20 protein-coding genes and 2 tRNA genes are annotated in these 23968 nt (G+C 71.0%); 5 read left to right on the forward strand and 17 right to left on the reverse strand.

Annotated features, from left to right (window positions below; genetic code table 11):
* Positions 1–12: 12 nt before the first annotated feature.
* The 3 genes from BIV23_RS13040 to pgsA are packed head-to-tail and all read right to left on the reverse strand — an operon-like array spanning position 13 to position 2797.
* Complete coding sequence (locus tag BIV23_RS13040; protein WP_071380975.1) at positions 13–1176, reverse strand: glycosyltransferase family 4 protein; 1164 nt, start codon at positions 1174–1176, stop codon at positions 13–15.
* A complete protein-coding gene (locus BIV23_RS13045; protein WP_071380976.1) occupies positions 1173–2081 on the reverse strand; it encodes a phosphatidylinositol mannoside acyltransferase in 909 nt (302 codons plus the stop codon). Before BIV23_RS13045 ends, BIV23_RS13040 begins: the two co-directional genes overlap by 4 nt.
* Entirely contained in the window at positions 2078–2797 is a 720-nt protein-coding gene (pgsA, locus tag BIV23_RS13050) for a phosphatidylinositol phosphate synthase (RefSeq protein WP_071380977.1), read from the reverse strand. The genes BIV23_RS13045 and pgsA overlap by 4 nt, the downstream gene beginning before the upstream one ends.
* 241 nt (positions 2798–3038) lie before the next feature.
* Between pgsA and BIV23_RS13055 the strand changes: the two genes are divergently transcribed.
* Positions 3039–5240, forward strand: coding sequence for an elongation factor G-like protein EF-G2 (locus BIV23_RS13055; protein ID WP_071380978.1), 2202 nt, complete (start codon positions 3039–3041; stop codon positions 5238–5240).
* 156 nt (positions 5241–5396) lie between these two features.
* Positions 5397–7049: a hypothetical protein gene (locus BIV23_RS13060; protein WP_071380979.1), complete on the forward strand. Its 1653-nt coding sequence runs from the start codon at positions 5397–5399 to the stop codon at positions 7047–7049.
* A 52-nt stretch (positions 7050–7101) separates the two neighbouring features.
* Here the strand turns inward: BIV23_RS13060 and BIV23_RS13065 are convergent, their stop codons facing one another.
* A complete protein-coding gene (locus BIV23_RS13065; protein WP_071380980.1) occupies positions 7102–7662 on the reverse strand; it encodes an HIT family protein in 561 nt (186 codons plus the stop codon).
* A 67-nt stretch (positions 7663–7729) separates the two neighbouring features.
* Between BIV23_RS13065 and BIV23_RS13070 the strand changes: the two genes are divergently transcribed.
* Positions 7730–8386, forward strand: a complete 657-nt coding sequence (locus tag BIV23_RS13070) for a potassium channel family protein (protein WP_071380981.1) — start codon at positions 7730–7732, stop codon at positions 8384–8386.
* A 37-nt stretch (positions 8387–8423) separates the two neighbouring features.
* Here the strand turns inward: BIV23_RS13070 and thrS are convergent, their stop codons facing one another.
* The 3 genes from thrS to BIV23_RS13085 form a co-directional block, all read right to left on the reverse strand.
* Positions 8424–10400 (reverse strand): threonine--tRNA ligase, encoded by a 1977-nt coding sequence (gene thrS, locus BIV23_RS13075; protein WP_071380982.1) that lies wholly within the window; start codon positions 10398–10400, stop codon positions 8424–8426.
* Between the two features lie 91 nt (positions 10401–10491).
* On the reverse strand, positions 10492–11751 hold the full coding sequence (locus BIV23_RS13080; RefSeq protein ID WP_071380983.1) for a hypothetical protein: 1260 nt from the start codon (positions 11749–11751) through the stop codon (positions 10492–10494).
* Positions 11748–12314 carry a DUF4365 domain-containing protein gene (locus BIV23_RS13085; RefSeq protein ID WP_071380984.1) on the reverse strand — a complete coding sequence of 189 codons (567 nt, stop codon included), beginning with the start codon at positions 12312–12314 and terminating at the stop codon, positions 11748–11750. The genes BIV23_RS13080 and BIV23_RS13085 overlap by 4 nt, the downstream gene beginning before the upstream one ends.
* A 168-nt stretch (positions 12315–12482) precedes the next feature.
* On the opposite strand from BIV23_RS13085, the gene BIV23_RS13090 reads away from it, so the two are divergent.
* The gene (locus tag BIV23_RS13090; RefSeq protein WP_071380985.1) at positions 12483–13208 is read left to right on the forward strand and encodes a 3'-5' exonuclease; all 726 of its coding nucleotides are present in this window, start codon (positions 12483–12485) and stop codon (positions 13206–13208) included.
* A 45-nt stretch (positions 13209–13253) separates the two neighbouring features.
* On the opposite strand, the gene BIV23_RS13095 is transcribed toward BIV23_RS13090, so the two are convergent.
* The 10 genes from BIV23_RS13095 to BIV23_RS13145 all read right to left on the reverse strand — a co-directional run bounded on the left by BIV23_RS13095 (position 13254) and on the right by BIV23_RS13145 (position 23215).
* Positions 13254–13325: transfer RNA gene (locus tag BIV23_RS13095), tRNA-Val, on the reverse strand.
* 39 nt (positions 13326–13364) lie between these two features.
* Positions 13365–13811 carry an SRPBCC family protein gene (locus BIV23_RS13100; RefSeq protein ID WP_071380986.1) on the reverse strand — a complete coding sequence of 149 codons (447 nt, stop codon included), beginning with the start codon at positions 13809–13811 and terminating at the stop codon, positions 13365–13367.
* A 123-nt stretch (positions 13812–13934) separates the two neighbouring features.
* Positions 13935–16673 (reverse strand): exo-rhamnogalacturonan lyase family protein, encoded by a 2739-nt coding sequence (locus BIV23_RS13105; protein WP_071380987.1) that lies wholly within the window; start codon positions 16671–16673, stop codon positions 13935–13937.
* Between the two features lie 117 nt (positions 16674–16790).
* Positions 16791–17381 (reverse strand): hypothetical protein, encoded by a 591-nt coding sequence (locus BIV23_RS13110; protein WP_425443483.1) that lies wholly within the window; start codon positions 17379–17381, stop codon positions 16791–16793.
* An 8-nt stretch (positions 17382–17389) separates the two neighbouring features.
* Positions 17390–18265: a carbohydrate ABC transporter permease gene (locus BIV23_RS13115; RefSeq protein ID WP_071380989.1), complete on the reverse strand. Its 876-nt coding sequence runs from the start codon at positions 18263–18265 to the stop codon at positions 17390–17392.
* Positions 18262–19221 (reverse strand): carbohydrate ABC transporter permease, encoded by a 960-nt coding sequence (locus tag BIV23_RS13120; protein ID WP_071380990.1) that lies wholly within the window; start codon positions 19219–19221, stop codon positions 18262–18264. The genes BIV23_RS13115 and BIV23_RS13120 overlap by 4 nt, the downstream gene beginning before the upstream one ends.
* A gap of 13 nt (positions 19222–19234) precedes the next feature.
* Positions 19235–20521, reverse strand: a complete 1287-nt coding sequence (locus BIV23_RS13125; RefSeq protein WP_071380991.1) for an ABC transporter substrate-binding protein — start codon at positions 20519–20521, stop codon at positions 19235–19237.
* A gap of 387 nt (positions 20522–20908) precedes the next feature.
* Positions 20909–22258 (reverse strand): alpha/beta hydrolase, encoded by a 1350-nt coding sequence (locus tag BIV23_RS46140; RefSeq protein WP_079173121.1) that lies wholly within the window; start codon positions 22256–22258, stop codon positions 20909–20911.
* Between the two features lie 324 nt (positions 22259–22582).
* Positions 22583–22654 (reverse strand) — tRNA-Val (locus BIV23_RS13140).
* 84 nt (positions 22655–22738) lie between these two features.
* Positions 22739–23215: a TIGR02611 family protein gene (locus tag BIV23_RS13145; protein ID WP_071380992.1), complete on the reverse strand. Its 477-nt coding sequence runs from the start codon at positions 23213–23215 to the stop codon at positions 22739–22741.
* A 191-nt stretch (positions 23216–23406) separates the two neighbouring features.
* On the opposite strand from BIV23_RS13145, the gene BIV23_RS13150 reads away from it, so the two are divergent.
* Positions 23407–23820 (forward strand): SsgA family sporulation/cell division regulator, encoded by a 414-nt coding sequence (locus tag BIV23_RS13150; RefSeq protein WP_004002642.1) that lies wholly within the window; start codon positions 23407–23409, stop codon positions 23818–23820.
* The last annotated feature ends 148 nt before the right edge of the window (positions 23821–23968 follow it).

The raw sequence follows: 23968 nt of genomic DNA on the forward strand, positions 1-23968 counted from the left end.
CGGCCGGAACCGTCAGTCCCGCGCCAGCCCGAACCGCGCCCGCAGTCCCGTCGTGCGCTCGTCCGCCGCGACCGCCGCCGCGCCGGCCGTCACGGTCTCGTACACCGACAGGATGTCCGCGCCGACCGTCGACCAGTCGAAGCGCCGGACGTGGGCGCTGCCCCGCTCGCGCAGCTCCGCCAGACGGGCCGGGTCCGACAGCAGCCGTACGGCCGCCTCGGCGAGCGCGTCGGCGTTCTCGTTGGCGAACACCGCGCCCGCCTCGCCCTGGTCGAGGACCTGGACGAAGGCGTCCAGGTCGGAGGCGAGGACGGGGGCGCCCGCCGACATCGCCTCGACCAGGATGATGCCGAAGCTCTCGCCCCCGGTGTTCGGCGCGACGTACAGGTCGACACTGCGCAGGAGACGCGCCTTGTCCTCGTCGCTGATCATGCCGAGGAACTCCACGCGCGCGCGTGCCTCCTCCGGGAGGTCCTCCACGGCCGCTTCCTCGTCGCCCCGCCCGGCGACGAGCAGGCGGGTCCGCGGGCGGGCCGCCAGGATGCCCGGCAGGGCCTTCATCAGGACCGGCAGGCCCTTGCGGGGCTCGTCGATGCGGCCGATGAAGCCGATCGTGTCGCCCTGCCACTCCGGCTTCGGCTCGGCCTTGGCGAAGAATTCCACGTCGACGCCGTTGGGGATGACCACCGCGTCCCCGCCGAGGTGCTCGACCAGGGTGCGCCGGGCGTACTCGCTGACCGCGATCCGCGCGCTGATCTTCTCCAGCGCGGCCTGCAGGATGGAGTACGCGGCGATCATCGCGCGCGAGCGCGGGTTGGAGGTGTGGAAGGTCGCGACGATCGGGCCCTGCGCCGCCCAGCAGGTCAGCAGCCCGAGCGAGGGCGAGGTCGGTTCGTGGATGTGGACCACGTCGAAGTTGCCCTCGTGCAGCCAGCGCCGTACGCGCGCGGCCGACAGGAAGCCGAAGTTCAGCCGGGCCACGGAACCGTTGTAGGGCACCGGGACCGCGCGGCCGGCCGAGACGACGTACTGCGGCAGCGGGGTGTCGTCGTCGGCCGGGGCGAGCACGGACACCTCGTGGCCGAGCCGGATGAAGTACTCGGCGAGGTCGCGGATGTGGAACTGGACGCCCCCGGGCACGTCCCAGGAGTACGGGCAGACGATCCCGATTCTCACGACGGCCCCTTCGCCGGGTCGAGGTCGGCGAGCCACAAGCGCTGGAGCATGTGCCAGTCCTCCGGATGGTCGGCGATCCCGGTGGCGAAGGCGTCGGCCAGCGCCTGTGTCATCACGGACGTCTTCTCCGCGCGCGTGCCTGACTCGGGTACCTCTATCGGGGGATGCACCTGCCCCTTCATGATCGGCGATTCGTCGTACCAGAGGGTGACCGGCAGCAGCAGCGCGCCGGTCTGCTGGGCGAGTAGGGCCGGGCCCGCGGGCATCCGGGTGCGCTCGCCGAAGAAGTCGACCTCGACGCCGGAGGCGGACAGGTCACGGTCGGCGACCAGGCAGACCAGGCCGCCGTCGCGCAGCCGCCGGGCCAGGGTGCCGAACGCCGAGCCGCCGCTGTGCGGCAGTACCTCCATGCCGAGGCCCTCGCGGTAGGCGACGAAACGGTCGTAGAGCGTCTCGGGCTTCAGCCGCTCGGCGACCGTCGTGAACGGCGTCTCCAGCTTCGTGGTGACCCAGGCGCCGGCCAGGTCGTAGTTGGCCATGTGCGGCAGCGCGAGGACCACGCCCCGGCCGGAGGCGAGGCCGTCGGTGAGGTGGTGGATGTCCTTGGGGTCGAACCCGGTCCGCACGCGCTCGCGGCTCCAGGCCGGCAGCCGGAAGGACTCCATCCAGTAGCGCAGGTACGAGCGCATGCCCGCGCGGGACAGCTCGGCGAGGCGCTCCGGCGTGGCGCCGGGCACCACGCGCGCGTAGTTGCTCTCCAGCCGCTGGACGCCCTTGCCGCGCTGCTTCCAGGTGAGGTCGGCGAGGGCGCGGCCGAGCCGGACCGCGGCCGGTTCGGGGAGCTTCTTGACGGTGCTCCAGCCGAGGCCGTACAGCGCGTCGCTGAGCCGGTCGGCGGTGCTCACTTCGCCGCCTCGGTGGTGTCGTGCCCGGCCGCCGCCTCCGCCTCGGCGGACTCGCGGCGGACGGTGACGACCCGCTGGACCAGGGTGACCAGGCTGCCGGCGGCGACGATCCACAGGGCGACCGGCAGCAGCCACTGGACGCCCGGCACACCGAACGTGTGCAGGCCCGCGAGACCGGCCGCGACCAGCGAGATCACCAGCCGCTCGGCGCGCTCGACCAGCCCGTTGACGGCGACCGGCAGCCCGATCGACTCGCCGCGCGCCTTGGTGTACGACACCACCTGGCCGCTGGCCAGGCAGAAGATCGAGACGGCGCACAGGACGTTGTCGTTCCCGTTGCCCGCGTACCAGAGCGCGAAGCCGCCGAAGATCGCGCCGTCGGCGACCCGGTCCAGAGTGGAGTCCAGGAAGGCGCCCCAGCGGCTGGTGCGGCCCAGCTGGCGGGCCATGTTGCCGTCGACCAGGTCGGAGAAGACGAACAGGGTGATGGCGACCGTGCCCCAGAAGAACTCGCCCCTGGGGTAGAAGACCAGCGCGCCCGCCACCACACCGGCCGTGCCGATGAGCGTGACCGTGTCGGGGCTCACCCCCCGCCGGATGAGAAACGCGGCGAACGGTGTGAGGACACGCGTGAAGAATGCACGCGCGTACTTGTTCAGCATGGCCTTCCCGACGGTCGGTGTCGCCGCGGCCCCGGTGGCCTCCGGCTGGCCCATCGTAGTCACGCGCGCGCGTGCCCGGCGGGCGGGCACCCGCAGCCCGTGGCGCGAACCGGCGTGCACCGCCGTGCGCGGGGCGTGCGTGGCACGATCGGCCTCCGCGGCCGTCCTTCGTATGGACGCGACGTGACGGGAGTGGAAAGCTCGAATAACCGCGGGCGTCGCCGGAGCCGCCACCACACGCGGATCCCGCGTGTCCGCGCCCACAGTGACCTCACCGTGCACGGGAGGCAGGATCATGGGCGACAAGGCACAAGCACACCACCCCGGGGCCGCCGGCAGGGCTCTTGAGGCCGACCGGCCCGCGTCCGTACGGAACGTGGTGCTGGTCGGCCACTCCGGTTCGGGGAAGACGACCCTGGTGGAGGCTCTCGCGCTGACCACGGGGGCGGTGAACCGGGCGGGCCGCGTCGAGGACGGCGGCACCGTCTCGGACTACGACGAGATCGAGCACCGGCAGCAACGCTCCGTACAGCTCTCGCTGGTGCCCGTCGAATGGAACGGCATCAAGATCAACCTCCTCGACACCCCCGGGTACGCCGACTTCGTCGGGGAGCTGCGGGCCGGTCTGCGGGCGGCGGACGCGGCCCTCTTCGTCGTCTCCGCCTCGGACGGGGTGGACGGCTCGACCCGGATGGTCTGGGAGGAGTGCGCTGCCGTCGGCATGCCCCGCGCGATCGTGATCACGCACCTGGAGTCCGCGCGCGCGGACTTCGAGGAGATGACCCGGACCTGCGCGGAGGCCTTCGGCGGGGACGACCCCGACGCCGTGCTGCCGCTGTACCTGCCGCTGCGCGGCCCGGAGGGACCCGACGGGCACGCGCCCGTGACCGGGCTGGTCGGGCTGCTGACGCAGAAGCTGTTCGACTACACGACCGGGGAGCGCAAGGAGTCCGAACCCGGTGCGGACCAGCTGCCGGACATCGAGGAGGCCCGCAACCGGCTCATCGAGGGGATCATCGCCGAGAGCGAGGACGAGACCCTCATGGACCGCTATCTCGGTGGTGAGCGGATCGACGTCAAGACCCTGATCGACGACCTGGAGCGGGCCGTCGCCCGCGGCTCGTTCTTCCCCGTCCTGGCGGCCGCCCCCGCCGCCGAGGGCGCGAAGCAGGGGCTCGGCACGGTCGAGCTGCTGGAGCTGGTGACCGGCGGCTGTCCGACTCCGTTCGAGCACGCGCTGCCCGAGGTCAGCACCATCGACGGCAAACGGCGCGAGCTGACGCCGTGCGACACCGACGGCCCCCTGGTCGCCGAGGTCGTCAAGACCGCCTCCGACCCCTACGTCGGCCGCGTCTCCCTCGTCCGCGTCTTCTCCGGCACCCTGCGCCCCGACCAGACGGTGCACGTCTCCGGGCACGGGCTGGCCGACCGCGGGCACGAGGACCACGACGTCGACGAGAAGGTCGGCGCCCTGTCGATGCCCTTCGGCAAACAGCAGCGCCCGGTGACCCACGCCGTCGCCGGTGACCTGGTGTGCGTGGCCAAGCTGGGCCGCGCCGAGACCGGGGACACGCTCTCCGCGAAGGACGACCCGCTGCTGATGGAGCCCTGGCGGATGCCCGACCCGCTGCTGCCGCTCGCCATCCAGGCACACAGCAAGCCCGACGAGGACAAGCTCTCCCAGGGCCTTGCCCGGCTGGTCGCCGAGGATCCGACGATGCGTCTGGAGCAGAACCAGGACACCCACCAGGTGGTCCTGTGGTGCCTGGGCGAGGCCCACGCGGACGTGGCCCTGGAGCGGCTGCGCAACCGCTACGGCGTCCAGGTCGACGTCGTCCCGCACCGGGTCTCCCTCCGGGAGACGTTCGCGCACAAGGCGTCCGGGCGCGGGCGGCACGTGAAGCAGTCCGGCGGGCACGGGCAGTACGCGATCTGCGAGATCGAGGTGGAGCCGCTGCCGGGCGGCTCGGGCATCGAGTTCGTGGACAAGGTGGTCGGCGGCGCCGTACCGCGCCAGTTCATCCCGTCCGTCGAGAAGGGCGTACGGGCGCAGGCCGCCAAGGGTGTCGCCGCCGGATATCCGCTGGTGGACGTGCGGATCACCCTGCTGGACGGCAAGGCGCACTCGGTGGACTCCTCCGACGCCGCCTTCCAGACGGCGGGCGCGCTCGCGCTGCGGGAGGCCGCGGCCGACACGAGGATCCATCTGCTGGAGCCGGTGGCCGAGGTGTCGGTGCTGGTCGGCGACGACTACGTGGGCGCGGTGATGAGCGACCTGTCGGGCCGGCGCGGCCGGGTGCTCGGCACCGAGCAGGTCGGCGCCGGGCGGACCCTGGTCCGGGCCGAGGTGCCCGAGTTCGAGATCGGCCGGTACGCCGTCGATCTGCGCTCGCTCTCCCACGGCACGGCCCGCTTCGACCGGAGCTACGTCCGGCACGAGCCGATGCCGCCGCAGATCGCCGAGCGGATCCGCGAACTGGCGGACGAGACGGTGTAGTTCACGGCGGGGCGCACCCCGATCGGGCGGACGGCTTCGGCCGTCCGCCCCCGTATGTCGGTGGCTGAGGATACGCTGATGACCTGATCAACAGGTGTGCGGAGTACGGAAGTCGGGAAGGCCGCAGGAGCGGGACGGCGGCAAGTGGGGGCGGGAATGAGCTTCGAGGACTTCTTCGGGCCACAGGTGCCCAGGCCGGGCGGCGGTGAGCAGGCTCCGACCTTCGCCCTGGCCTCGGCAGCGTATCGGGACACGCCGATGGAGGAGATCAAGAAGGCCGACAACGAATGGCACCAGTCGACGGTCACCGAGCACCGCTCGTGGGCGAAGATCTTCCGGCCCAACTTCGGTGAGGCGTACGCCCAGGCGGTGATCGACCGCATGCTGGGCGTCGACAGGAAGCCGCTCATCCAGTCCTTCGGCTGCGAGCCGCAGGTGGTCGTCGAGCACTGTCTCGCGGCCAACCGCATCCGCCGGGAGCGGGACACGAAGCTGACCGCCCTCATGGTGCTGTGCGGCCTGCTCTTCCTGCCCGGCCTGCTGGTGTGGCTGCTCGTCTTCCAGCTCCGGGCCCTGATGCTGAAGAACGACAACAAGCGGGTCTCGGGCCTCGGCACGCTCCTGCTGGCCGTCGTCGGCGTCGGCACGGTGATCTTCCTGATCCGGACGCCGTTCACCGGCTTCTGGCAGTGGTACGCGCGCGGCTGCGCCGTGGTCCCGGTCGCCGGCTGGTTCCTGGCCAAGCGGATCTGCGAGGGCACCGCGCAGGACCTGCGCGGGCGCTGGGGCGATCTGCTCTCCGGCGGCAGCGTCGGCGCGAAGGTCCCCGAGGCGGTGCCGACCAGCCCGGACCAGGCCGCGGCCGAGCAGCTGCGGCAGTCCCTGGCCCGGCTCAGCGCCGAGCAGCAGTCCAACTCCGTCTTCTACGCAGGTCCGAAGGGCATCCTCGGGATGGGTACCCGCTGGGGCGCCTGGCATCTCGCGGAGGAGCTGGTCCCCCTCGACGCGGTCAAGGGCATCCACGAGTTCCGCAGCTGGACGGTCGTCCGGGCGATCCACGACGAGCTGAGCGTGCTGGACCGGCAGCATCTGAAGACCGGCGGCTTCCCCAAGCCGCAGGTCAAGCACTGGATCGTCACGCATGTCGGCGAGGGCGCCAAGGAGGTGTCCCGGCCCGAGGGCACGGACGTCGAGGCCTACCAGGTCAAGCCGAAGGCGGTCGAGGACATCTGCAACAACCAGCAGTTCGACAGCGGCGACCGGCACTACCTGGGCGTGCAGTGGCCCCATCTGTGGAACGGCGACCTGATCCTCACCATGATGATCACGGTGACGGTGCTGAAGGAGACCCTGCGCATCGAGGTCACCGGACACGCTCTCGGCCCGGTCAACGGCCTGTTCAGCGGCAAGCCCGAGGCCCCCGTCAAGAAGGTCGCGAAGACCGTCAAGTTCTGGGAGACCCGGACGATCAAGCTGCCGCTGGTCACCGCCGACGAGGTGGTGCGGCTCGCCGCGCGGGCCGCCATCGGCTGGTACCCGCCGCTGCTGAAGTGGCTCGGCGGCTCCATCGGTCTGCCGGAGCCCTTCGGTCTGCGGCACGCCTGGGCCGATCAGCCCTGGCGGCACCGCTTCATGGCCGACGACGCGCTGCGCGCGGCCACCCCGATCCTCCGCGCGGTGCACCGGGCCGTGATCAGGGTGCTCGCGGAACACGACGTCGACGTCGACAAGTTCAGCTCGAGGGCGGGCGCCCTGAGCGGGTCGGTGCAGGATGCCTCGCCCAAGAAGGCCGACACGTACGACGCGTGAGGGCGCGCTCCTTCTCCACCGTGAGGAGGCCGGAGGAGGGGCACCCGGTGGTTCAGGCCGTCGGCCAGGCCTCCGCCAGCATCTTCCTGGTGTCGGCGAGCAGCTGCGGCAGTACCTTCGTGTGGCCGACGACCGGCATGAAGTTCGTATCACCGCCCCAGCGCGGGACGATGTGCTGGTGCAGGTGGGCGGCGATACCGGCGCCCGCGACCGTGCCCTGGTTCATGCCGATGTTGAAGCCGTGCGCGCCGGACGCGGTGCGCAGGGCCGTCATCGCCTGCTTGGTCAGCTCGGCCAGCTCGGCGGTCTCCGCACCGGTCAGCTCGGTGTAGTCGGCCACGTGCCGGTACGGCACGGTCATCAGATGGCCGCCGTTGTACGGGTAGAGGTTGAGCACGGCGTACACGTGGTCACCACGCCGGACGATCAGCCCGTCCTCGTCGGACTTCGCCGGGAGCGAGCAGAACGGGCAGCCGTCGCCCTCCCCCGGGCCGGTCGGCTTGTTCTCGCCCTGGATGTACGCCATCCGGTGGGGCGTCCACAAACGCTGGAACGCGTCCTGCGTCCCCACCCCGATCTGCTGCTCCGGCTCACTCGTCATGCCATGCAGCATATGGCTTCGCCCGTTCCCGGCGTGTCGCCGGGGCAGCCGGGAGACGCCGTCCGGCCAAGCTGGGCCGGTGGACGACGACAGCCGTGCGGCGCGCTGGGAGCAGCGCACCGAGATCCCTCTCTTCGTGGCGGCGCTGGTCTTCCTGGCCGTGTACGCCACCCGCGTCCTGGCCACGGACCTGCCCGTGTTCTGGCGGCACCTGAGCACGTACCTGCTGCTCGCCCTCTGGGCGGTGTCCGCCGTGGACTACGCGGTGCACTGGCGGCTCAGCGGGCAGGGGCTGCGCTTCGTGCCGACGCATGTGCTGCACACGCTGGTGCTCGTCCTGCCGCTGCTGCGCCCGCTGCGGATCGTCCCGCTGTACGAAGCGGTCCAGCACCGGTCGGGACAGCCGCGGCTCTCGCTGTACGCGCGGGTGATCTCGTACGCCGGGCTGTCCGCCCTGCTGCTCGGCTTCGCCGGCGCCCTCGCGGTCTACCAGGTGGAACGCGGGAAGCCCGGCACCACCATGCACACCTTCGGGGACGCCGTCTGGTGGGCCGCCTCGACCCTCAGCACGGTCGGCTACGGCGACGTGGTGCCGGTGACCTTCTTCGGCCGGCTGATCGCGATGGTGATGATGACCGGCGGCCTCGCCCTGCTCGGCGCGGTGACGGGCTCGTTCTCGTCCTGGCTGATGCGGTCCTTCTCCCGGGAGGGCGACGAAAGGCCCCCGGGGCGGTGAAACTCCCCGGGGGCCTCCGTGCGCGGCGGGTGCCGGATCAGACCTGGGCCCGCTCCTCGACGACCTGGGCGATCTTCGCGATGGCCTCGTCGAACGGGATGCCGTTCTCCTGCGAGCCGTCGCGGTAGCGGAAGGACACCGAGTTGTTCGACATATCCTCGTCGCCCGCGATGACCATGAAGGGCACCTTCTGCTTCTGGGCGTTGCGGATTTTCTTCTGCATGCGGTCCGAGGAGGAGTCCACCTCGACGCGCAGGCCCTTCCTGCGGGCCGCCGCCGCGAACTTCTCCAGGTACTCGACGTGGGCGTCACCGATCGGGATGCCGAGCGCCTGGACCGGGGCCAGCCACGCCGGGAAGGCGCCCGCGTAGTGCTCCAGGAGCACCGCGAAGAACCGTTCGATGGAGCCGAACAGGGCGCGGTGGATCATCACCGGGCGCTGCTTGGAGCCGTCGGGGCCCGTGTACTCCAGGTTGAAGCGCTCGGGCAGGTTGAAGTCGAGCTGGATGGTCGACATCTGCCAGGTCCGGCCGATCGCATCCTTGGCCTGGACGGAGATCTTCGGGCCGTAGAAGGCGGCGCCGCCCGGGTCGGGGACGAGGGGCAGGCCCTGCTTCTCGGCGACCTGGCGCAGCGTCTCGGTCGCCTCCTCCCAGACCTCGTCGGAGCCGACGAACTTCTCCGGGTCCTTGGTGGACAGCTCCAGGTAGAAGTCGGTCAGGCCGTAGTCGCGCAGCAGGCCGAGGACGAAGGTGAGCGTCTTGTCCAGCTCCTCGGACATCTGCTCACGGGTGCAGTAGATGTGCGCGTCGTCCTGCGTGAAGCCGCGGGCACGGGTCAGACCGTGCACGACGCCCGACTTCTCGTACCGGTACACCGTCCCGAACTCGAAGAGGCGCAGCGGCAGTTCGCGGTAGGAGCGGCCGCGCGCGTCGAAGATCAGGTTGTGCATCGGGCAGTTCATGGGCTTGAGGTAGTAGTCCACGCCCTCGTCGAGCTGCATGGGGGGGTACATCCCCTCGGCGTACCAGTCCAGGTGCCCGGACGTCTCGAAGAGCTTCCCCTTCGTGGCGTGCGGGGTGTAGACGAACTCGTAGCCCTCTTCCTCGTGGCGGCGGCGCGAGTAGTCCTCCATCGTGCGGCGGACGATGCCGCCCTTGGGGTGGAAGACGGCCAGGCCGGAGCCGATCTGCTCGGGGATGGAGAAGAGGTCCAGCTCGGAGCCGAGCTTGCGGTGGTCGCGCTTCTCGGCCTCGGCGAGGAAGTCCAGGTACGCCTTCAGCTCGTCCTTGGACGGCCAGGCGGTGCCGTAGATGCGCTGGAGCATCGGGTTCTTCTCGCTGCCGCGCCAGTAGGCGGCCGCGTTGCGCATCAGCTTGAACGCCGGGATGAGGCGGGTGGAGGGCAGGTGCGGACCGCGGCAGAGGTCCTTCCAGCACAGCTCGCCGGTCTTGGCGTCCAGGTTGTCGTAGATCGTCAGCTCACCGGCGCCGACCTCGACGTCCGCGCCGTCGTCGCTGGACGCGGAGCCCTTGAGGCCGATCAGCTCCAGCTTGTACGGCTCGTCCGCGAGCTCCTCGCGGGCGGCCTCGTCGGTCACCACGCGGCGGGCGAACCTCTGCCCGCGCTTCTGGATCTCCTGCATCTTCTTCTCGATGGCCTTGAGATCCTCGGGCGTGAACGGCTTCTCGACGTCGAAGTCGTAGTAGAAGCCGTCCTTGACGGGCGGGCCGATGCCCAGCTTCGCCTCGGGGAAGATCTCCTGCACGGCCTGCGCCATGACGTGCGCGGTCGAGTGGCGCAGGATGTTCAGACCGTCCTCGGAGGAGATCTCGACACCCTCGACGGTCTCGCCGTCCCTGACCGCGTAGGCGAGGTCCTTCAGCTCGCCGGCCACGCGCGCGGCGATGATCGAGCGCTCGCCCGCGAAGAGGTCGGCGGCCGTAGTGCCCGTCGTCACCACGCGTTCTTCCCGCTCGGAATCGCGTTGGATGATCACACGGACGTCTGACACCGGTCTCTCCTGACTGAAGGTGGGTGCGGCGCCATACCAGGAGCGCGCGCACGGCGATCGTACCGACCCGACCGCACCGACCGCTAAACGGTCACCCTCGGTCCCCGTCCCCGTACTCTCCCGGTCCCCCCTCCCCGCAGGCATCCTCGAAGAAGGCCCCGTCCCCATCGGTCCCCTGGAGTGCCTTCAGCAGCCGCTCGCGCTCGCCCTCGTCGACCTGGACGGGGACGACGCCGGAGGCTCCGGTGAGCCGGCGGAAGCCGCCCCGGCGCTCCAGCCTCCCGTGCACGCGCACCGGGAGGCCGACGAGATGGGCGTGGCCGGCGATGCGGTAGTCCTCCTCGTCCAGGGTGACGCGGACGTGCGGGACCTCGGCGCCGGCGAGGACACGCAGCCGTACGGTCCCCTCGCCGCCGGGGCCGGAGCGGCGCATGCGGACCACGGCGCCGGTGATCCGGACCGGCACCGAGGGTTCCTCGCGCAGATAGCGGGCGGCGGCCTCGCGCAGCACGGGCAGATCGCCCGGGGAGAACTCGACGGGTTCGGCGACGGGGGCGCAGCCCTCCGGGACACCGGCGCCGGGCGCCCAGGCGACGGCGATCCGGGCGCCCTCGGTGCCTCGGACCAGCGTGGCGAGCGCCTCGGTCAGCTCGCGGCTGACCCCGGCCTCGACGGCGCCGTCGAAGGCGTCCATGCCGCCGGTGGCCCGCCGGTAGTCGATGGCCTCACGGGCGGCGTACAGCGCCTGGTGGAGGCGGACGGCGAGGGGCCGGCCGGCCGGGACGGGCGCGAAGGCGGTGAGGGTGCGGCCCCCGGCGGCGGGCCCGACGAGGACGTGTTCCAGCAGGGCGGCGGCCGCACGGCGGTGACGGGCACCGTGATAGCCCGCAGGCGCGCGCGTGGCGAGCGCGGCGGCGAGAAGCGTCTGCCGTGCGGCGCCGCGCAGTTGCTCCTCGGCACTCCAGGGCGCGGCGCCGGCGGGCCCGGCCGGGGCATCGCGCCACCAGCGGATCTCGTCGCTGGGCAGGGCGAGGGAGATCAGCACCTCGCGCGCCCCGGGTGTCTCGCTGCGGGCGAGTGCGTCGAGTGCCTCGCCGAGCAGGTCGTCGCTGTCGGGGAAGGCGCGGCTCTCCGGCACCAGCAGGCTGGTCGCGCCGGCACCCGGTCCGGGCGGGGTCCAGCGGCCGTAGCGCCCCGGCGCTCCGCCGCGCCGCTGCCAGCCGTGCCGGTGCAGCAGCGCGCCGAGCACCGCCGGGTCGACCCGGGCGGGGTCGGGTGGCTGCTGCCGGGCGAGGTCGTCGGGATGCGGCCGGACCTGGCGCGGCAGCTCCCCGTACGGACGGCTCCTCATGGTCTGCCTCCCGTCCCGACCCGCGTCATGATCTCGCACAGCGCCCGGTCGTCGAAGATGCGCGAGGTCGGGATCCGCACGGTGGTCCGGTGCCGGCCGGTGACCGGGTGGCCGGCGAGGTTGACCCAGTAGCAGCAGTGCCGCAGGTCGAGCCGGTCGTGGCTGGCGCGCAGCCAGTCGTCCTGGGAGCGCGGGACGAGCATCACGACCAGGATCTTGTGCACCGAGACGGGTGTGCGGGCGAGCTTGCGCAGGTGGTCGTTGTCGAGGGTGAAGGAGAAGGTGCGGCCCGGGGGGTTCGGCGGGATCTGGTAGGTGCACTTCAGCTGCACCTTGATGGTGACCTCGTCGTCGACGGTGTGTCCGGGCGCGCTGTGGCTGACGTGCCAGTCGATGCCGTTGTCGGGGAAGGGCTGGGACAGCGAGCATCCCGCCGCGGCGGCGACCGCGTGCAGATAGCCGACCTGCAGGGTCTCCATGCAGGCGGTGGTGGCGAGCGTGCCGCGGACGGTGCCCGGGCGATCGGGCAGCAGCCCGCCCCGCTCGGGCTGCGCTATGGCCATGACCAACAGCCTTCCAAGCAATGAGTGTCTCCGCTGCGGGCCGCTGAACTGCAAAGACCCGTACTCCTGTTGTCTCCTCGCGGCGTACGGCGCAAACAGCCCGGGTATCACCAAACAGGCAGAAGACGGAACGTCATCTGCGGTAGGTGAACGAGGAGTTGGGTTCGGATGACGACCTGGTACGAAGGGCCCCTCGCGGCCTTCGACACGGAGACGACGGGTGTGGACGTCGAGACCGACCGGATCGTGTCGGCCGCAGTCGTCGTCCAGGACGCCCCGGGCACCCGGCCCCGGATGTCCCGGTGGCTGGTGAACCCGGGGGTGCCGGTCCCGGAGGCGGCGACGGCGGTGCACGGGCTGACGGAGGAGCACCTGCAGCGCAACGGCCGCTGGCCGGCGCCGGTGATGTACGAGATAGCCGAGCAGTTGGCGGAGCACGCGGCGATGGGCCGGCCGCTGGTGGTGATGAACGCACCCTTCGATCTGACGCTGCTGGACCGGGAGTTGCGCCGGCACCGGGCGTCGTCGCTGGACCGCTGGTTCGAGTCGGTGCCGCTCAGGGTCCTGGACCCACGGGTGCTGGACAAGCACCTGGACCGGTACCGCAAGGGCCGCCGCACGCTGGCCGACCTGTGCGCGCACTACGACGTGACGCTGGAGGGCGCGCACGACGCGGCGGCGGACGCGCTGGCCGCCCTGGACGTGGTACGGGCGGTGGGCCGCCGTTTCGCGACCCGGCTGGAGCGCCTGTCCCCCGCCGAGCTGCACACGCTCCAGGCCAACTGGCACGCGGCCCAGGCCCGCGGCCTCCAGGCGTGGTTCGCGCGCAGCGGCTCGACGGAGATCGTCAGCACGGACTGGCCCCTGCGACCGGAACTGCCGGCCGCGGCGTGAAAACGCCGAAGGCCGGTCCGCTGCTGCGGACCGGCCTTCTCCGGGTGGGCGATACTGGGTTCGAACCAGTGACCTCTTCGGTGTGAACGAAGCGCTCTCCCACTGAGCTAATCGCCCGGGAACGCACTGAACCATACAGGCCGAGAGGCCGTTCCTTCAAACCGCTTCGAGATACCTCACGAGTCCCCGCCGCCCGGCTCGCATCATCAGCCGGTGGTTGAGGCGGAAGACCGGCCGCCCCGGCACGGCCAACACCCTGAGCAGGGGCTTGTTCACGCTGACCACCTGCTCGTAGCGGGCCAGCGTGCCGGAGCCGTCGGCGCTGAGCGTCCAGCGGGCCCAGCCGTCGAGGTCGCCGGACATGGCGATCTCCAGGACCCCGGCGACCGGATCACGGCGTGTCTCGCGCGCGGTGACGTTCATGGCGTACGGCAGCACGGACCGGATGGTGAACACCCCGGTGCGATCGTCGAGCAGGGTCACCGTCCGTACCTGCGGCCACCAGCGGGGATAGTCCTCGGGCCGCTCCAGCACGGCATAGACGGCCGTCGGCGCGGCGGGCAGGGACCACAGGGTGCGGAAGCGGTAGCGGTTCCAGTCCATGGGGGGAGTCTGCCCGCCGGGGCGCTCCGGTCTGAGTACGCGTACTCATGCGCCGCCTCGTGCCGCGGGGCAGACTCGGGGGGCGAGCGCCGCCGCCCGTGCGACGGCGCTCACCCAGCCCTGTCATCCGGGCATCCTGTCCCCGAGCAGTGCCAGGTTCTCGATGGCCGCGAGGCCGTAGAGCGCGGTGTCGTTGCTGGACACCCAGGCCGCCTCGCTCCCCTCCACCAGGGTGACCGGGCCCGTCAGCTTCTCGGTCCGCCACGGCGAGGACTCCGTGTAGCCGTCGGAGCCGTAGAACGTGGTCCAGGCGCGCTGGGCGAGGGTCGCGTCCCCGGTCTGTACGGCGGCGTAGGCGTCCAGGCGCGAGTGGCCCTGGAAGAGCAGCAGGGTGCCGAAGTCGGAGCCGTAGCGGGCCTTCTGCTCGGCCTTGGTGGCGTTGAAGTAGCGGCAGTAGTCCAGGTAGACCTTCTTGAAGTCGGGCATGTCGACCAGGTGGATCAGCTCGGCGCACAGCTCGTTGAGGCCGAAGACGGCCGAGAGGTGGGACACGGAGACGACCGGTTTGCTGTCGACTGCGAAATCGCCGGTGTCGAGGTCGTACAGCCCGCTGCCCTGGACGAAGCCGTTGGGCTGGGCGGCGATGCCCCGCATCGTGGCCAGCACGCGCGCCCTGGCCTTCTCCCACTTCGGGCCCTTGCGCTCCCACTCGGTCAGCCATGCCGACACCAGGCCGCTCCAGTCCGTGCCGAAGCCGATGGACAGGGCGTGCCGGTCGGGGGTGTAGGGGCCGGTGCGGACCTTGCGCAGCGGGTCGAGGACGAGGAAGGTCTCGTCGGAGTCGACGTTGGCGGCCATGAGGTCGCCGACGCGTTCGTCGCCGGTGAGGAAGTAGTAGAAGCGGCGGTAGGTGGTGTTGGAGATGCGCTGCTGCTTGGCGCTGTCGCCGAAGTGCTGCACGCCGTGCCGGGTGCCGAGGCCCGCCCAGGTGCCGAGGTGGTAGACGTCGACCTCGCCGGTGTGCCGGGTGAGCGCCTCCGCGAAGCGGAAGAGGTCGGCGCGGCCGGAGCGCAGGTACGCGTACCAGAGCCACAGGTCGGGTGAGAGTTCGGAGTTGTCCCAGGCGTAGCCGCCGACGTCGTAGCGCCACTGGTGGCGCACGGTGTCGTAGGTGTGCATGAAGTCGCCGTAGTCCCAGAAGCCGTACCAACGGCGTTGCTCCACCTGGTCCTTGTAATAGGTGAAGAGGAAGTCGAGGTGGTCCTCGATCCTCGCCTTGGCTGCGGTGGAGCGGTCCGGTTCGCAGAACAGGCCGGGACCGAAGACCTTGGCCTTGATCAGCTGCCGGGGCGGGGCGGCCAGTTGCGGCAGCACCCGTACGGCCGCGACCTGCCGGGCGAGGATGTCGGCGGCCGGAGTGGACTCGTTGGCCCAGAAGAGGAGTTCGGAGGTCCGGGCGATGCCGTAGGGGGTGCCGAACGTCGGCTCGTAGTCCTCGTAGGTGATGTTGAGGCCCTCGAGCTGCTCGGCGTACGTGTCCTGGCCCATGCCGTCGTGGTAGAAGCGCAGGTCCATGGGCTGGGCCTCGGGCGACCAGAGCCAGAGGGTGACGGTGGCCTCGTCGGTGTGGGCGTCGCGGATGTCGAGCTGGGCCGGGAACTTCTCCCAGAAGTCGCGCAGTCCGAAGGAGAGTCCGCCGCTCACGCCGCCGACGTAGCCGAAGCCCGAGGCCCGTCTGCCGCCGCCGGCGGCGATCCAGCCGTAGCCCTTCCTGGTGCGCTTGCGCAGGGTGAAGCCGTCGGCGGAGAGCTGGGCGAGGGTGTAGTCGCCCCAGTGCGGGATGTACTGCAGCCGGCTCGTCACGCGCTGGTCCCAGGTGGCGGGGTCCGGCAGCTTCCGGCCCTCGTACTGGGCGCTCTGCACGGCGGCTCCCGGGTCGCGGCGCAGTCCGGTGATGCCCTGGACGGCCTCGCGCAGCAGGCCGGTGTCCTCACCGCCGAGACGGATGTGCCGGTCGTACGCCGCGTCGCGCATCGGCACGCAGAAGCGGACGCCGAGCCCTCGGACGAAGTCCCCGCTCGCCTTGCCGGGCTCCTGCTTCCCGTCGTAGGTGATGGTGTGCACCATCCGGAAGGAGTCGGCGCCGGCGTAGAAGTACAGGCGGATGGAGAACGGCAGCCACCTGCGGTTTCCCTTGCGGTGCTTGCCGTCGACGCGGACGACGGCGCGGACGGGGCCGTCCTGCTCGACGGTGACCTCGTCGATGGCGCCGTCGAACCGCTCGGTCCTCACGGTGCCCTGGTCCTCGTCCTCGGCCTCGGGCTGGCGGAGGAGGACGAGGCGCCCGTCGCGGGCGATCTCCGTCGCACCCCGGGTGACGGACTTGATCAGGGTCGAGCCGTTCCTGCCGATCCGCGCGGTGATGACGCCGGTGGAGACGTCGACGGTGCCGCCGTTCTTGCCGACCGTGACCTTCCGGTCGGGGGCGGCGGCCGTCCCGGCGGTCAGCGTGAGCCTGCCGCTGCCCGAACTCACCGCGTGGGCCGTCCACTTGAGGGACCCGTCGGGCCAGTAGGCGAGCGGCCAGGTCTGGACGGGGACGTCCTTGCCCGCGGCGTCCGTGAGCGCGAACGTCTGGTCCTCCCGGTGGGCGCCCATGGGCCAGGGCACGCCGACCGTGGTGCCGGGCGCGGCGCCGAGGCCGCCCTCCTCCAGCCAGTCCAGGGTGACGGGGTCGTCGCCGCCGGCCCCGGCTCTCGGTACGGCCTCGGCGTCCTTGGCCCCGAGCGCCCAGCTGAACTGCGCTGCGGCTCCGGCGACGGCGGCCGCCTTGAGGAGGGACCTGCGGGGGATGGGAGACATGGCCTTCCTTCCATAGGGCTTCCGTAGGGCTTCCGTGGGCTTTCACAGGGGCTTCGGTGGATAGTCAGGGGCATGACAGAGAGCCGCGGCGCCCGGGGCGCCAGGCCTTGCCGCGGGTCAGCGGCGCCGGTACCGCTCCTCCACGGCGACGGCTGCCGCCGTGACGGCGCCGAGCACGGGTACCGCCAGAGGGGCGATGAGCAGGGCGGAGCAGACGGTGAGCCCCGCTCCGCCGACGAGCAGGAAGGATCCGGCGGGGTCGAGGACGGTGCGCCGGCCTGCCTGCGCGAGCAGCGGGCGCCAGCGGGCGCCCGGTACCCAGACGGACGCCGCGCGCAGCCCGGCCACGGCGACCCCGATCAGCGCGAGCAGTCCTACGGCGCCCACGAGCGGCCCGCCGGGCAGCCCGGCCCGTACGGCCCGCACCTCCAGCCAGGCCAGGGCCGGGACGGCCCAGCCGGCGAGCCCGACCGCCCAGCCCCCGCGCAGGGCGGCGCGGAAGTCGGCGGCGAACTCCCGCCATCCGCCCGCCCGATGGCCGGTCCGACGGCGCAGATGCCGGGCACCGGCGGCGAAGGCGGCCGGGTAGGTGATCATCCCGAGGGAGGCCACCGCGATCCACACACCGGTCAGCAGGGACTCGGCGAAGACGGCGAACCGCTCCGCGAACACGGTCTCCCCACGCGGTCTCACCCGTCCCCGGGCCATCGCCCGCCTCATCCCTTCAGTCCGGAGGTCGCCATCCCGTCGATCAGATGGCGCTGGAAGGCGAGGAAGAAGAGCAGGACGGGCAGCAGCGCGACCAGGGACATCGCGATCATCCCGCCGTAGTCGGCGGCGACGCCGTCGGAGTCGCGGAACATCATCAGGCCCAGGGAGACCGTGTACTTGCCGGGTTCGTTGAGGTAGATGAGCGGGCCCATGAAGTCGTTCCAGGCGTTGATGAAGGTGAAGATCGCGCTGGTGATGAGCGCGGGCCGGGACAGCGGCAGCACGATCGACCAGTAGATGCGCAGGTGCCCGCAGCCGTCCAGCCGGGCGGCCTCGTCCAGTTCCTTCGGCAGGTTCCGCATGAACTGCACCATGAGGAAGACGAAGAAGGCCTCCGTGGCGAGGTACTTGCCGATCAGCAGCGGGGTGTAGGTGTTGATCCAGCCCAGCTTCTGGAACATCACGTACTGCGGGATCAGCAGTACGTGGTACGGCAGCAGCAGCGTGCCGATCATCAGCGAGAAGAGCAGGTTGCGCCCGGCGAACCGGATGCGGGCGAACGCGTACGCGGTCAGCGAGCACGAGACGAGGACACCGACGACCGCGCCGCCGGCGTAGAAGAGGGAGTTCTGGAAGAACGTCCAGATCCTGACGTCCGCGATGCCGTCGGCGAGGCCCCTGAAGTTGCTCAGGATCGGGTGGGACGGGAACAGCGTGAGGCTGTTGACGACGTCCTTGCCGGGTTTGAAGGAGGCGCCGATCACCCAGACCACCGGGTAGAGGATGACCGCGAGGATCAGCAGGGCGCCGAGGTGCCAGGCGAGGGAGCCGGTGCCCTTGCGCCCGAGCACGCCGGGCTTGGTCGTGGTGGTGGCGCTCATCGGGCGTCCTCCTCGTAGTACACCCACTTCTTCTGGGACCAGAAGAGGACGGCCGTCACCAGGGCCACGGCCAGCAGCAGCATCCACGCCATGGCGGAGGCGAAGCCCATCTGGGCGTTCTTGAAGCCCTGTTGGTACAGGTAACAGGTGTAGACGAGCGTGGCGTCGGCCGGGCCGCACTGGGTGTTGGAGACGACGTAGGCCGAGCCGAAGATCTGGAAGGAGTGGATGGTCTCCAGGAGCACGTTGAAGAAGAGAACCGGGGAAATCATCGGCAGGGTGATGGTCCAGAACTTCCTGACCGGCCCGGCGCCGTCCACCTCGGCGGCCTCGTACAGCTCCCTGGGCACCTGCTTCAGGCCCGCCAGGAAGATGACCATGGGCGCGCCGAACTGCCAGACGGTGAGCGCGACCAGGCAGTACAGCACCCAGTCGGCGTTGCCGACCCAGCCGCCGACGTGCCAGCCGAAGAAGGACTGGGTGCGGTCCACGATCGCGCCGTCCGAGAACAGCGAGCGCCAGACGAAGCCGACCGAGACGCTCGCGCCGATCAGCGAGGGGGCGTAGAAGGCGGCCCGGTAGAAGGCCTGGCCTCGTCGGCTCTGGGCGAGCAGGAGGGCCACCCCGAGGGCGAGCAGCAGCTTCAGCGGGGTGCCGATGATCACGTACTTCGCCGTCACCTCGACCGACTTCTGCCAGCGGGGGTCGGCGAACATCTGGGTGAAGTTGTCGAGCCCGACCCACTTGGGGCTGTTGAAGAGGTTGTAGTCGGTGAACGCGAAGTAGAGCGAGGCGACCATCGGACCCGCGGTCAGCAGCAGGAAGCCCGCGATCCACGGGGACATGAAGAGGTAGCCGGCGAGGTTCTCGCGCCGACGGCCGGGCCGCCCGGTGGCGGCGCGGACGGCTGGGCGCGCCTTACGGGCGGCGGGCACGGGGTCCTTGACGAGCGTCACGGCATGGTTCCCCTCAGGCCTGGAAGGCGGCCTCGGACTCGGTGAAGAACTGCTTCACCGCGTCGGAGACCTTCGTCTTGCCCTGTCCGAGGTCGCCGCCGATGCGCAGGAAGGAGGCCTCGATGGTGTCGGCACCGGAGGGGTGCGGGGTGATGGTGCCGAGGACGCCGGCCTTGGCGGTGTCCACCTCGTACTGCGCGATCTCCTTGTCGACCGCGTCGGTCGGCCTGTACGCGTCGTACTGCTCGGCGCTCGCGAGGATGCCGCGGTCGTACCCCATGATCCTGCCGACCTCGGGGTCGTGGGCCATGAAGTCGATGAACTGCGCGGCCTCCTTCGGGTGGGAGGTGTGGGAGGAGGCGCTGAGCATCAGGGAGGCGAGGTACTGGCCGGTCTGCCTGCCGTCCGTGGTCGGGATCGGGGCGAGGCCGTAGGTGCTGTCGCCCTCCGCCGAGTAGCGGACGGTGAAGTTGTCCCAGGTGAACTCCGAGGCGCCGTGCCCGGCGGAGAGCGAGGACTTGGGGTTGTCCTGCTGGACGATCTTCGGGTCGGTGACGATGCCGGCCTTGACCCGGTTGTACCCGTCCGTCCACCACTCCGTCAGATCGGCCTGGTCGAAGCCGAGTCCGTCCTCGGTGTAGAAGGCCTTGCCGTTCTGGCGGAGGTAGAGGTCGTACAGGTACATGATGGTGAAGTAGCCGGTGTCCCCCGGAATCCTCGTCCTGTCGTGGATCGTCTTCAGGGCCTTGAAGTAGTCGTCCCAGGTCCAGCCCGCGTGCGGTTCGACGCCCGCCTTCCGGAACACCTTCTCGTCGACGACGAGCGCCATGGTGTTGGAACCGACCGGAATGCCGAGCTGCTTGCCGTCGACCTGGCCGACCTTCGTGACGCCGTCCCGGAAGTGATCCAGGCTCAGATTGCCAGCTTTTTCCTGGGAGTTGAGGTCGAGAAGAATTCCGCGCTTGTCGTACTTCCGAAGAAAAGTGACGGCGTTCTGGAAAACGTCCGGTGGATTTCCGCCGGCGGCCTGGGTCTGGAACTTCTCCCAGAAGGACGCGTAGGTCTGAAAGTCCGTCTTGACCTTGATCTTCGGGTACTTCTTCTCGAAGAGGGCGATGGTCCGGTTGATCCTCTCGGCCCGCTCCTCGGCGCCCCACCAGGAGTAGCGGATCGTCACCGTCCCGTCCCCGGAACCGCTTTCACCGCCACAGCCGGTCGTCGTCGCGAGCCCGAGCACGGCCGCCGAAGCCCCGGCCGCCTTCAGGATCGTACGCCTCTCGAGATTCCTGCTGGTTCCCACAGTCGGACCCTCCCCGCAGCGTCGCAGCCGCCGTCATGAATCGTTTCAAGTAAGCGCTTGCTGGCACAAGGTACGGAGGGGTCAGGGGTGCGTCAATGATTCGGACAGGAATTTCTCGCGGACGGCGCACGTGCCCGAACGGCATGCCCGGTGTCGGCGCTGGTGGGGGACGTACGGTCGGCGGACCGAACGGGGGTGACGGAGGCGGCGGGGCCGGGCTGGAGGTGGCGAGGGTGAGGGTGAGGGTGAGGGTGGCGAGGCTGGGAGGCCGTACGGCCGGGAGCCGGCCCGGCCGGAAGGCGACGCCGGCGAGAGGGTGGGGCGGGGTTGGGAGCACCCTCCCCCCACTCGCCGCCCTCCGACCGCTCGGCTTGGCGCGCCCCGGGATCAGGCGGGCAGGGCCGCGAGCCAGTCGAGGAGGATCCGGTTGGTCTCCTCGGGGCGCTCCTGCTGGACGAAGTGGCCGCACCCGTCGAGGATGTGCGAGCCGAGCAGGCCGGGCAGGGTCTCGGGGTACGCCGTGACCGCGTCCGCCAGCCAGGCGAGCGAGGCGTCCAGGGCACCGCCGATGAACAGCGACGGCTGCGTGATCGGCGCACCCGCGTAACCGGCCAGGTCGACCCAGTCCCGGTCCATGTTCCGGTACCGGTTCAGCGCCCCGGTCAGCCCCGTCCGCTCGAACTCCCCGGCCAGGACGTCGAGATCGCGTTCACCGAGCCAGGCCGGCAGCCGGCCTGCGGGGAAGCGTTCGCGCAGGGTGCCGCCACGGGTGACGAAGTGCGGGTCGGGAGCGCCGGGTCCGGGCATGGTGTCGGCGGACAGGGCCGCGTAGAAACCCGCGAGCCACCCGCGCACATCGGGCTCGATCTCCGATTCCGCCCGGCCGGGCCGCTGGAAGTACGAGACGTAGAACTCGTCGGGCCCCACGAACTCCCCTGCGGGGCTTGCCGATCGGGCGGCTCCCGCGTTCTCGTCGCCGTCGGCTCCGGGCCGCCGTGCCGCACCGTCGTGCACGCCGCCCTTCTCGGCCCCGGTACGGTCGGCGCCGGTTCCGGGGCCGATACCGGTCGTTGTGCGGCCGCCGCTCGCGGCACGACGGGCACCGGTCGCCGCACGGCCACCGGTCGATACGCGGCCGAGGTCACCGGTCGCCGCACCGACGCCGCCCCGGTCGCCCGCACCGCGATCGCCGGTACCGCTGCGCTCGCTGTCCCCGACGGGGCCCCTGTCGCCGCCGCTGCCGACACCGGCTTCGTGACCGCCGCCGTCACCGCCACCGCCACCGTTCCCGGCCATCCGCGCGAAGACCTCGCTGGGGCGCGGACCGCCGGGCGGGGTGTACGGCACACCCAGCAGGGCCACGGCACGGAACACATCGGGCCTGGTCAGGGCCGATGTGGCGGCGATCGTCGCGCCCCAGTCGTGGCCGACGACCACAGCGGACCGCTCCCCCAGGGCCTCGACCACGGCGACGTTGTCCGCGACCAGGTCGAGCATCCGGTACCCGTCCACGGCCGCCGGTGCGGAGGAGCGGCCGTAGCCCCGGACATCGACGGCCACGGCGCGGTAGCCCGCGGCGGCCAGCGCCGGCAGCTGGTGGCGCCAGGAGTACCAGGACTCCGGGAACCCGTGCACCAGCAGCACCAGTGGACCCCGCCCCTGCTCCACGAGGTGAACGCGGCCCGCCGGCGAGGGGACCAGGCGGTGGGTCGGAGCGGGGGCGGGAAGCTGGGGCATGACGGCTCCGGGGGGCTCGGGGTCAGCGGGGTGGGGCGAGGCCCGTCGCGGCGCCTCGGTCGCCGTTGTGGCGCCTCCCCGATGCTCCTGTGGACCGCCCGCCGGGCACGAGGCTTGTTGCCGGTTCGGCAAAACCGCCGGTTCCGGACCGCCCTTTCCCCATCCCCGCGCCGGACCGCCACCGCCTCCCCGGCCGCCGCGCCTCGGTCCCCGCCGGACGTGAGCACAGACGCGGACACAGACGCGGACACAGGCGCGGGCACGGACGTGGGTGCGTACGCCGACGGCCCACCTGCTGTTCGGCAGGTGGGCCGTCGGTCCGGGTGGGCGATACTGGGTTCGAACCAGTGACCTCTTCGGTGTGAACGAAGCGCTCTCCCACTGAGCTAATCGCCCGGGCGCAGGAAGAACATTACCCCATGTCAGGGGGTGCCTCCGACCAGGGGACGGGCCGACGGGCGCCCGGGGCGACCGGCCCGCTCACTCCTGCTTGATCTCCCACGGCACGACGAGGCCGAACCTCCCCAGGTAGACACCGGCCAGCGCGACGACGATCGACAGTCCCACCGCGGTCAGCGTGACGTTGCGACGGCGCACCCTGGGGTCGAGGGCCCGCTGGGCCGCCTCGGTGACTTTGCGTTTGGTCCAGCGAAGCACGAGCTGGGCCCAGACGAACTCGGTCGCCCAGATCGCCATGCCGGCGAAGATCACCACCCAGCCGGGTCCCGGCAGCGGCAGCATGACGACACCGGCCACGACGACCGCGAGGCCGATCACGAAGACGCCGACCTGCCAGCTCACGTGCAGGACCCGGCGGGCCCTGACGAATCCCGGCGCCCGGGATCCGAGCCCGTCGCCGGCCGGTTCTCCGGCCTCCCGTCCCGTCGCCCGCGAGCCGGTGCGCACCCCGTCGGCCGCCACAGGGGTCTCGGCCGACTCGTCACTCCCCGTATTCATACAGACAAACCCTACCCGAGTGAATCCCGTCACTGAAATGGTCGTAGGTCTGGTAAGAGTTCTCGGCCGGAAGAGTTACGTAAAGACACGCAAAACGCTCAGAGGGGTTTACAACGGCACCGTAGGTGGCATGTCGATTTCGCCGACGTGCGAATCCCCGAGCGCACACTGAGCGAAAGGCCCTGGCGCTTATGAACACCACGGTCAGCTGCGAGCTGCACCTGCGCCTCGTTGTGTCGAGCGAGTCCTCCCTGCCTGTCCCCGCAGGCCTGCGGTACGACACGGCCGACCCCTACGCCGTGCACGCCACCTTCCACACCGGAGCCGAGGAAACCGTCGAGTGGGTGTTCGCCCGCGACCTCCTCGCCGAAGGGTTGCACCGGCCCACCGGGACCGGCGACGTCCGGGTCTGGCCATCGCGCAGTCATGGTCAGGGCGTCGTGTGCATCGCCCTCAGCTCCCCGGAGGGGGAGGCCCTGCTCGAAGCCCCGGCGCGGGCCCTGGAGTCCTTCCTGAAGCGAACCGACGCCGCCGTGCCGCCCGGCACGGAACACCGGCACTTCGACCTGGATCAGGAGCTGTCGCACATCCTGGCGGAAAGCTAGGCCGCGGCCATCGAAAGCAGCCCGGCGCCGTCCACTCGGGGAGACGGCTCGGGCCAGGACAACCGCATACGGCACAGCCCGGCGCCGTCACCGTGAGCGTTCACGGGGCGGCGCCGGCGTGTGTCCGCCTCCCACCCCCTCCCACCCC

Origin of the sequence: Streptomyces monashensis, assembly GCF_001866665.1 — a bacterium.
Classification (GTDB): domain Bacteria; phylum Actinomycetota; class Actinomycetes; order Streptomycetales; family Streptomycetaceae; genus Streptomyces; species Streptomyces monashensis.

Excerpts from the sequence above, each read along its gene's own strand:
- pgsA (WP_071380977.1), bottom strand. The coding sequence starts at position 2,797 with ATGGGCCAGCCGGAGGCCACCGGGGCCGCGGCGACACCGACCGTCGGG.
- BIV23_RS13055 (WP_071380978.1), top strand. The coding sequence starts at position 3,039 with ATGGGCGACAAGGCACAAGCACACCACCCCGGGGCCGCCGGCAGGGCT.
- BIV23_RS13060 (WP_071380979.1), top strand. The coding sequence starts at position 5,397 with ATGAGCTTCGAGGACTTCTTCGGGCCACAGGTGCCCAGGCCGGGCGGC.
- BIV23_RS13065 (WP_071380980.1), bottom strand. The coding sequence starts at position 7,662 with ATGCTGCATGGCATGACGAGTGAGCCGGAGCAGCAGATCGGGGTGGGG.
- BIV23_RS13080 (WP_071380983.1), bottom strand. The coding sequence starts at position 11,751 with ATGAGGAGCCGTCCGTACGGGGAGCTGCCGCGCCAGGTCCGGCCGCAT.
- BIV23_RS13085 (WP_071380984.1), bottom strand. The coding sequence starts at position 12,314 with ATGGCCATAGCGCAGCCCGAGCGGGGCGGGCTGCTGCCCGATCGCCCG.
- BIV23_RS13090 (WP_071380985.1), top strand. The coding sequence starts at position 12,483 with ATGACGACCTGGTACGAAGGGCCCCTCGCGGCCTTCGACACGGAGACG.
- BIV23_RS13100 (WP_071380986.1), bottom strand. The coding sequence starts at position 13,811 with ATGGACTGGAACCGCTACCGCTTCCGCACCCTGTGGTCCCTGCCCGCC.
- BIV23_RS13105 (WP_071380987.1), bottom strand. The coding sequence starts at position 16,673 with ATGTCTCCCATCCCCCGCAGGTCCCTCCTCAAGGCGGCCGCCGTCGCC.
- BIV23_RS13110 (WP_425443483.1), bottom strand. The coding sequence starts at position 17,381 with ATGGCCCGGGGACGGGTGAGACCGCGTGGGGAGACCGTGTTCGCGGAG.
- BIV23_RS13115 (WP_071380989.1), bottom strand. The coding sequence starts at position 18,265 with ATGAGCGCCACCACCACGACCAAGCCCGGCGTGCTCGGGCGCAAGGGC.
- BIV23_RS46140 (WP_079173121.1), bottom strand. The coding sequence starts at position 22,258 with ATGCCCCAGCTTCCCGCCCCCGCTCCGACCCACCGCCTGGTCCCCTCG.
- BIV23_RS13145 (WP_071380992.1), bottom strand. The coding sequence starts at position 23,215 with ATGAATACGGGGAGTGACGAGTCGGCCGAGACCCCTGTGGCGGCCGAC.
- BIV23_RS13150 (WP_004002642.1), top strand. The coding sequence starts at position 23,407 with ATGAACACCACGGTCAGCTGCGAGCTGCACCTGCGCCTCGTTGTGTCG.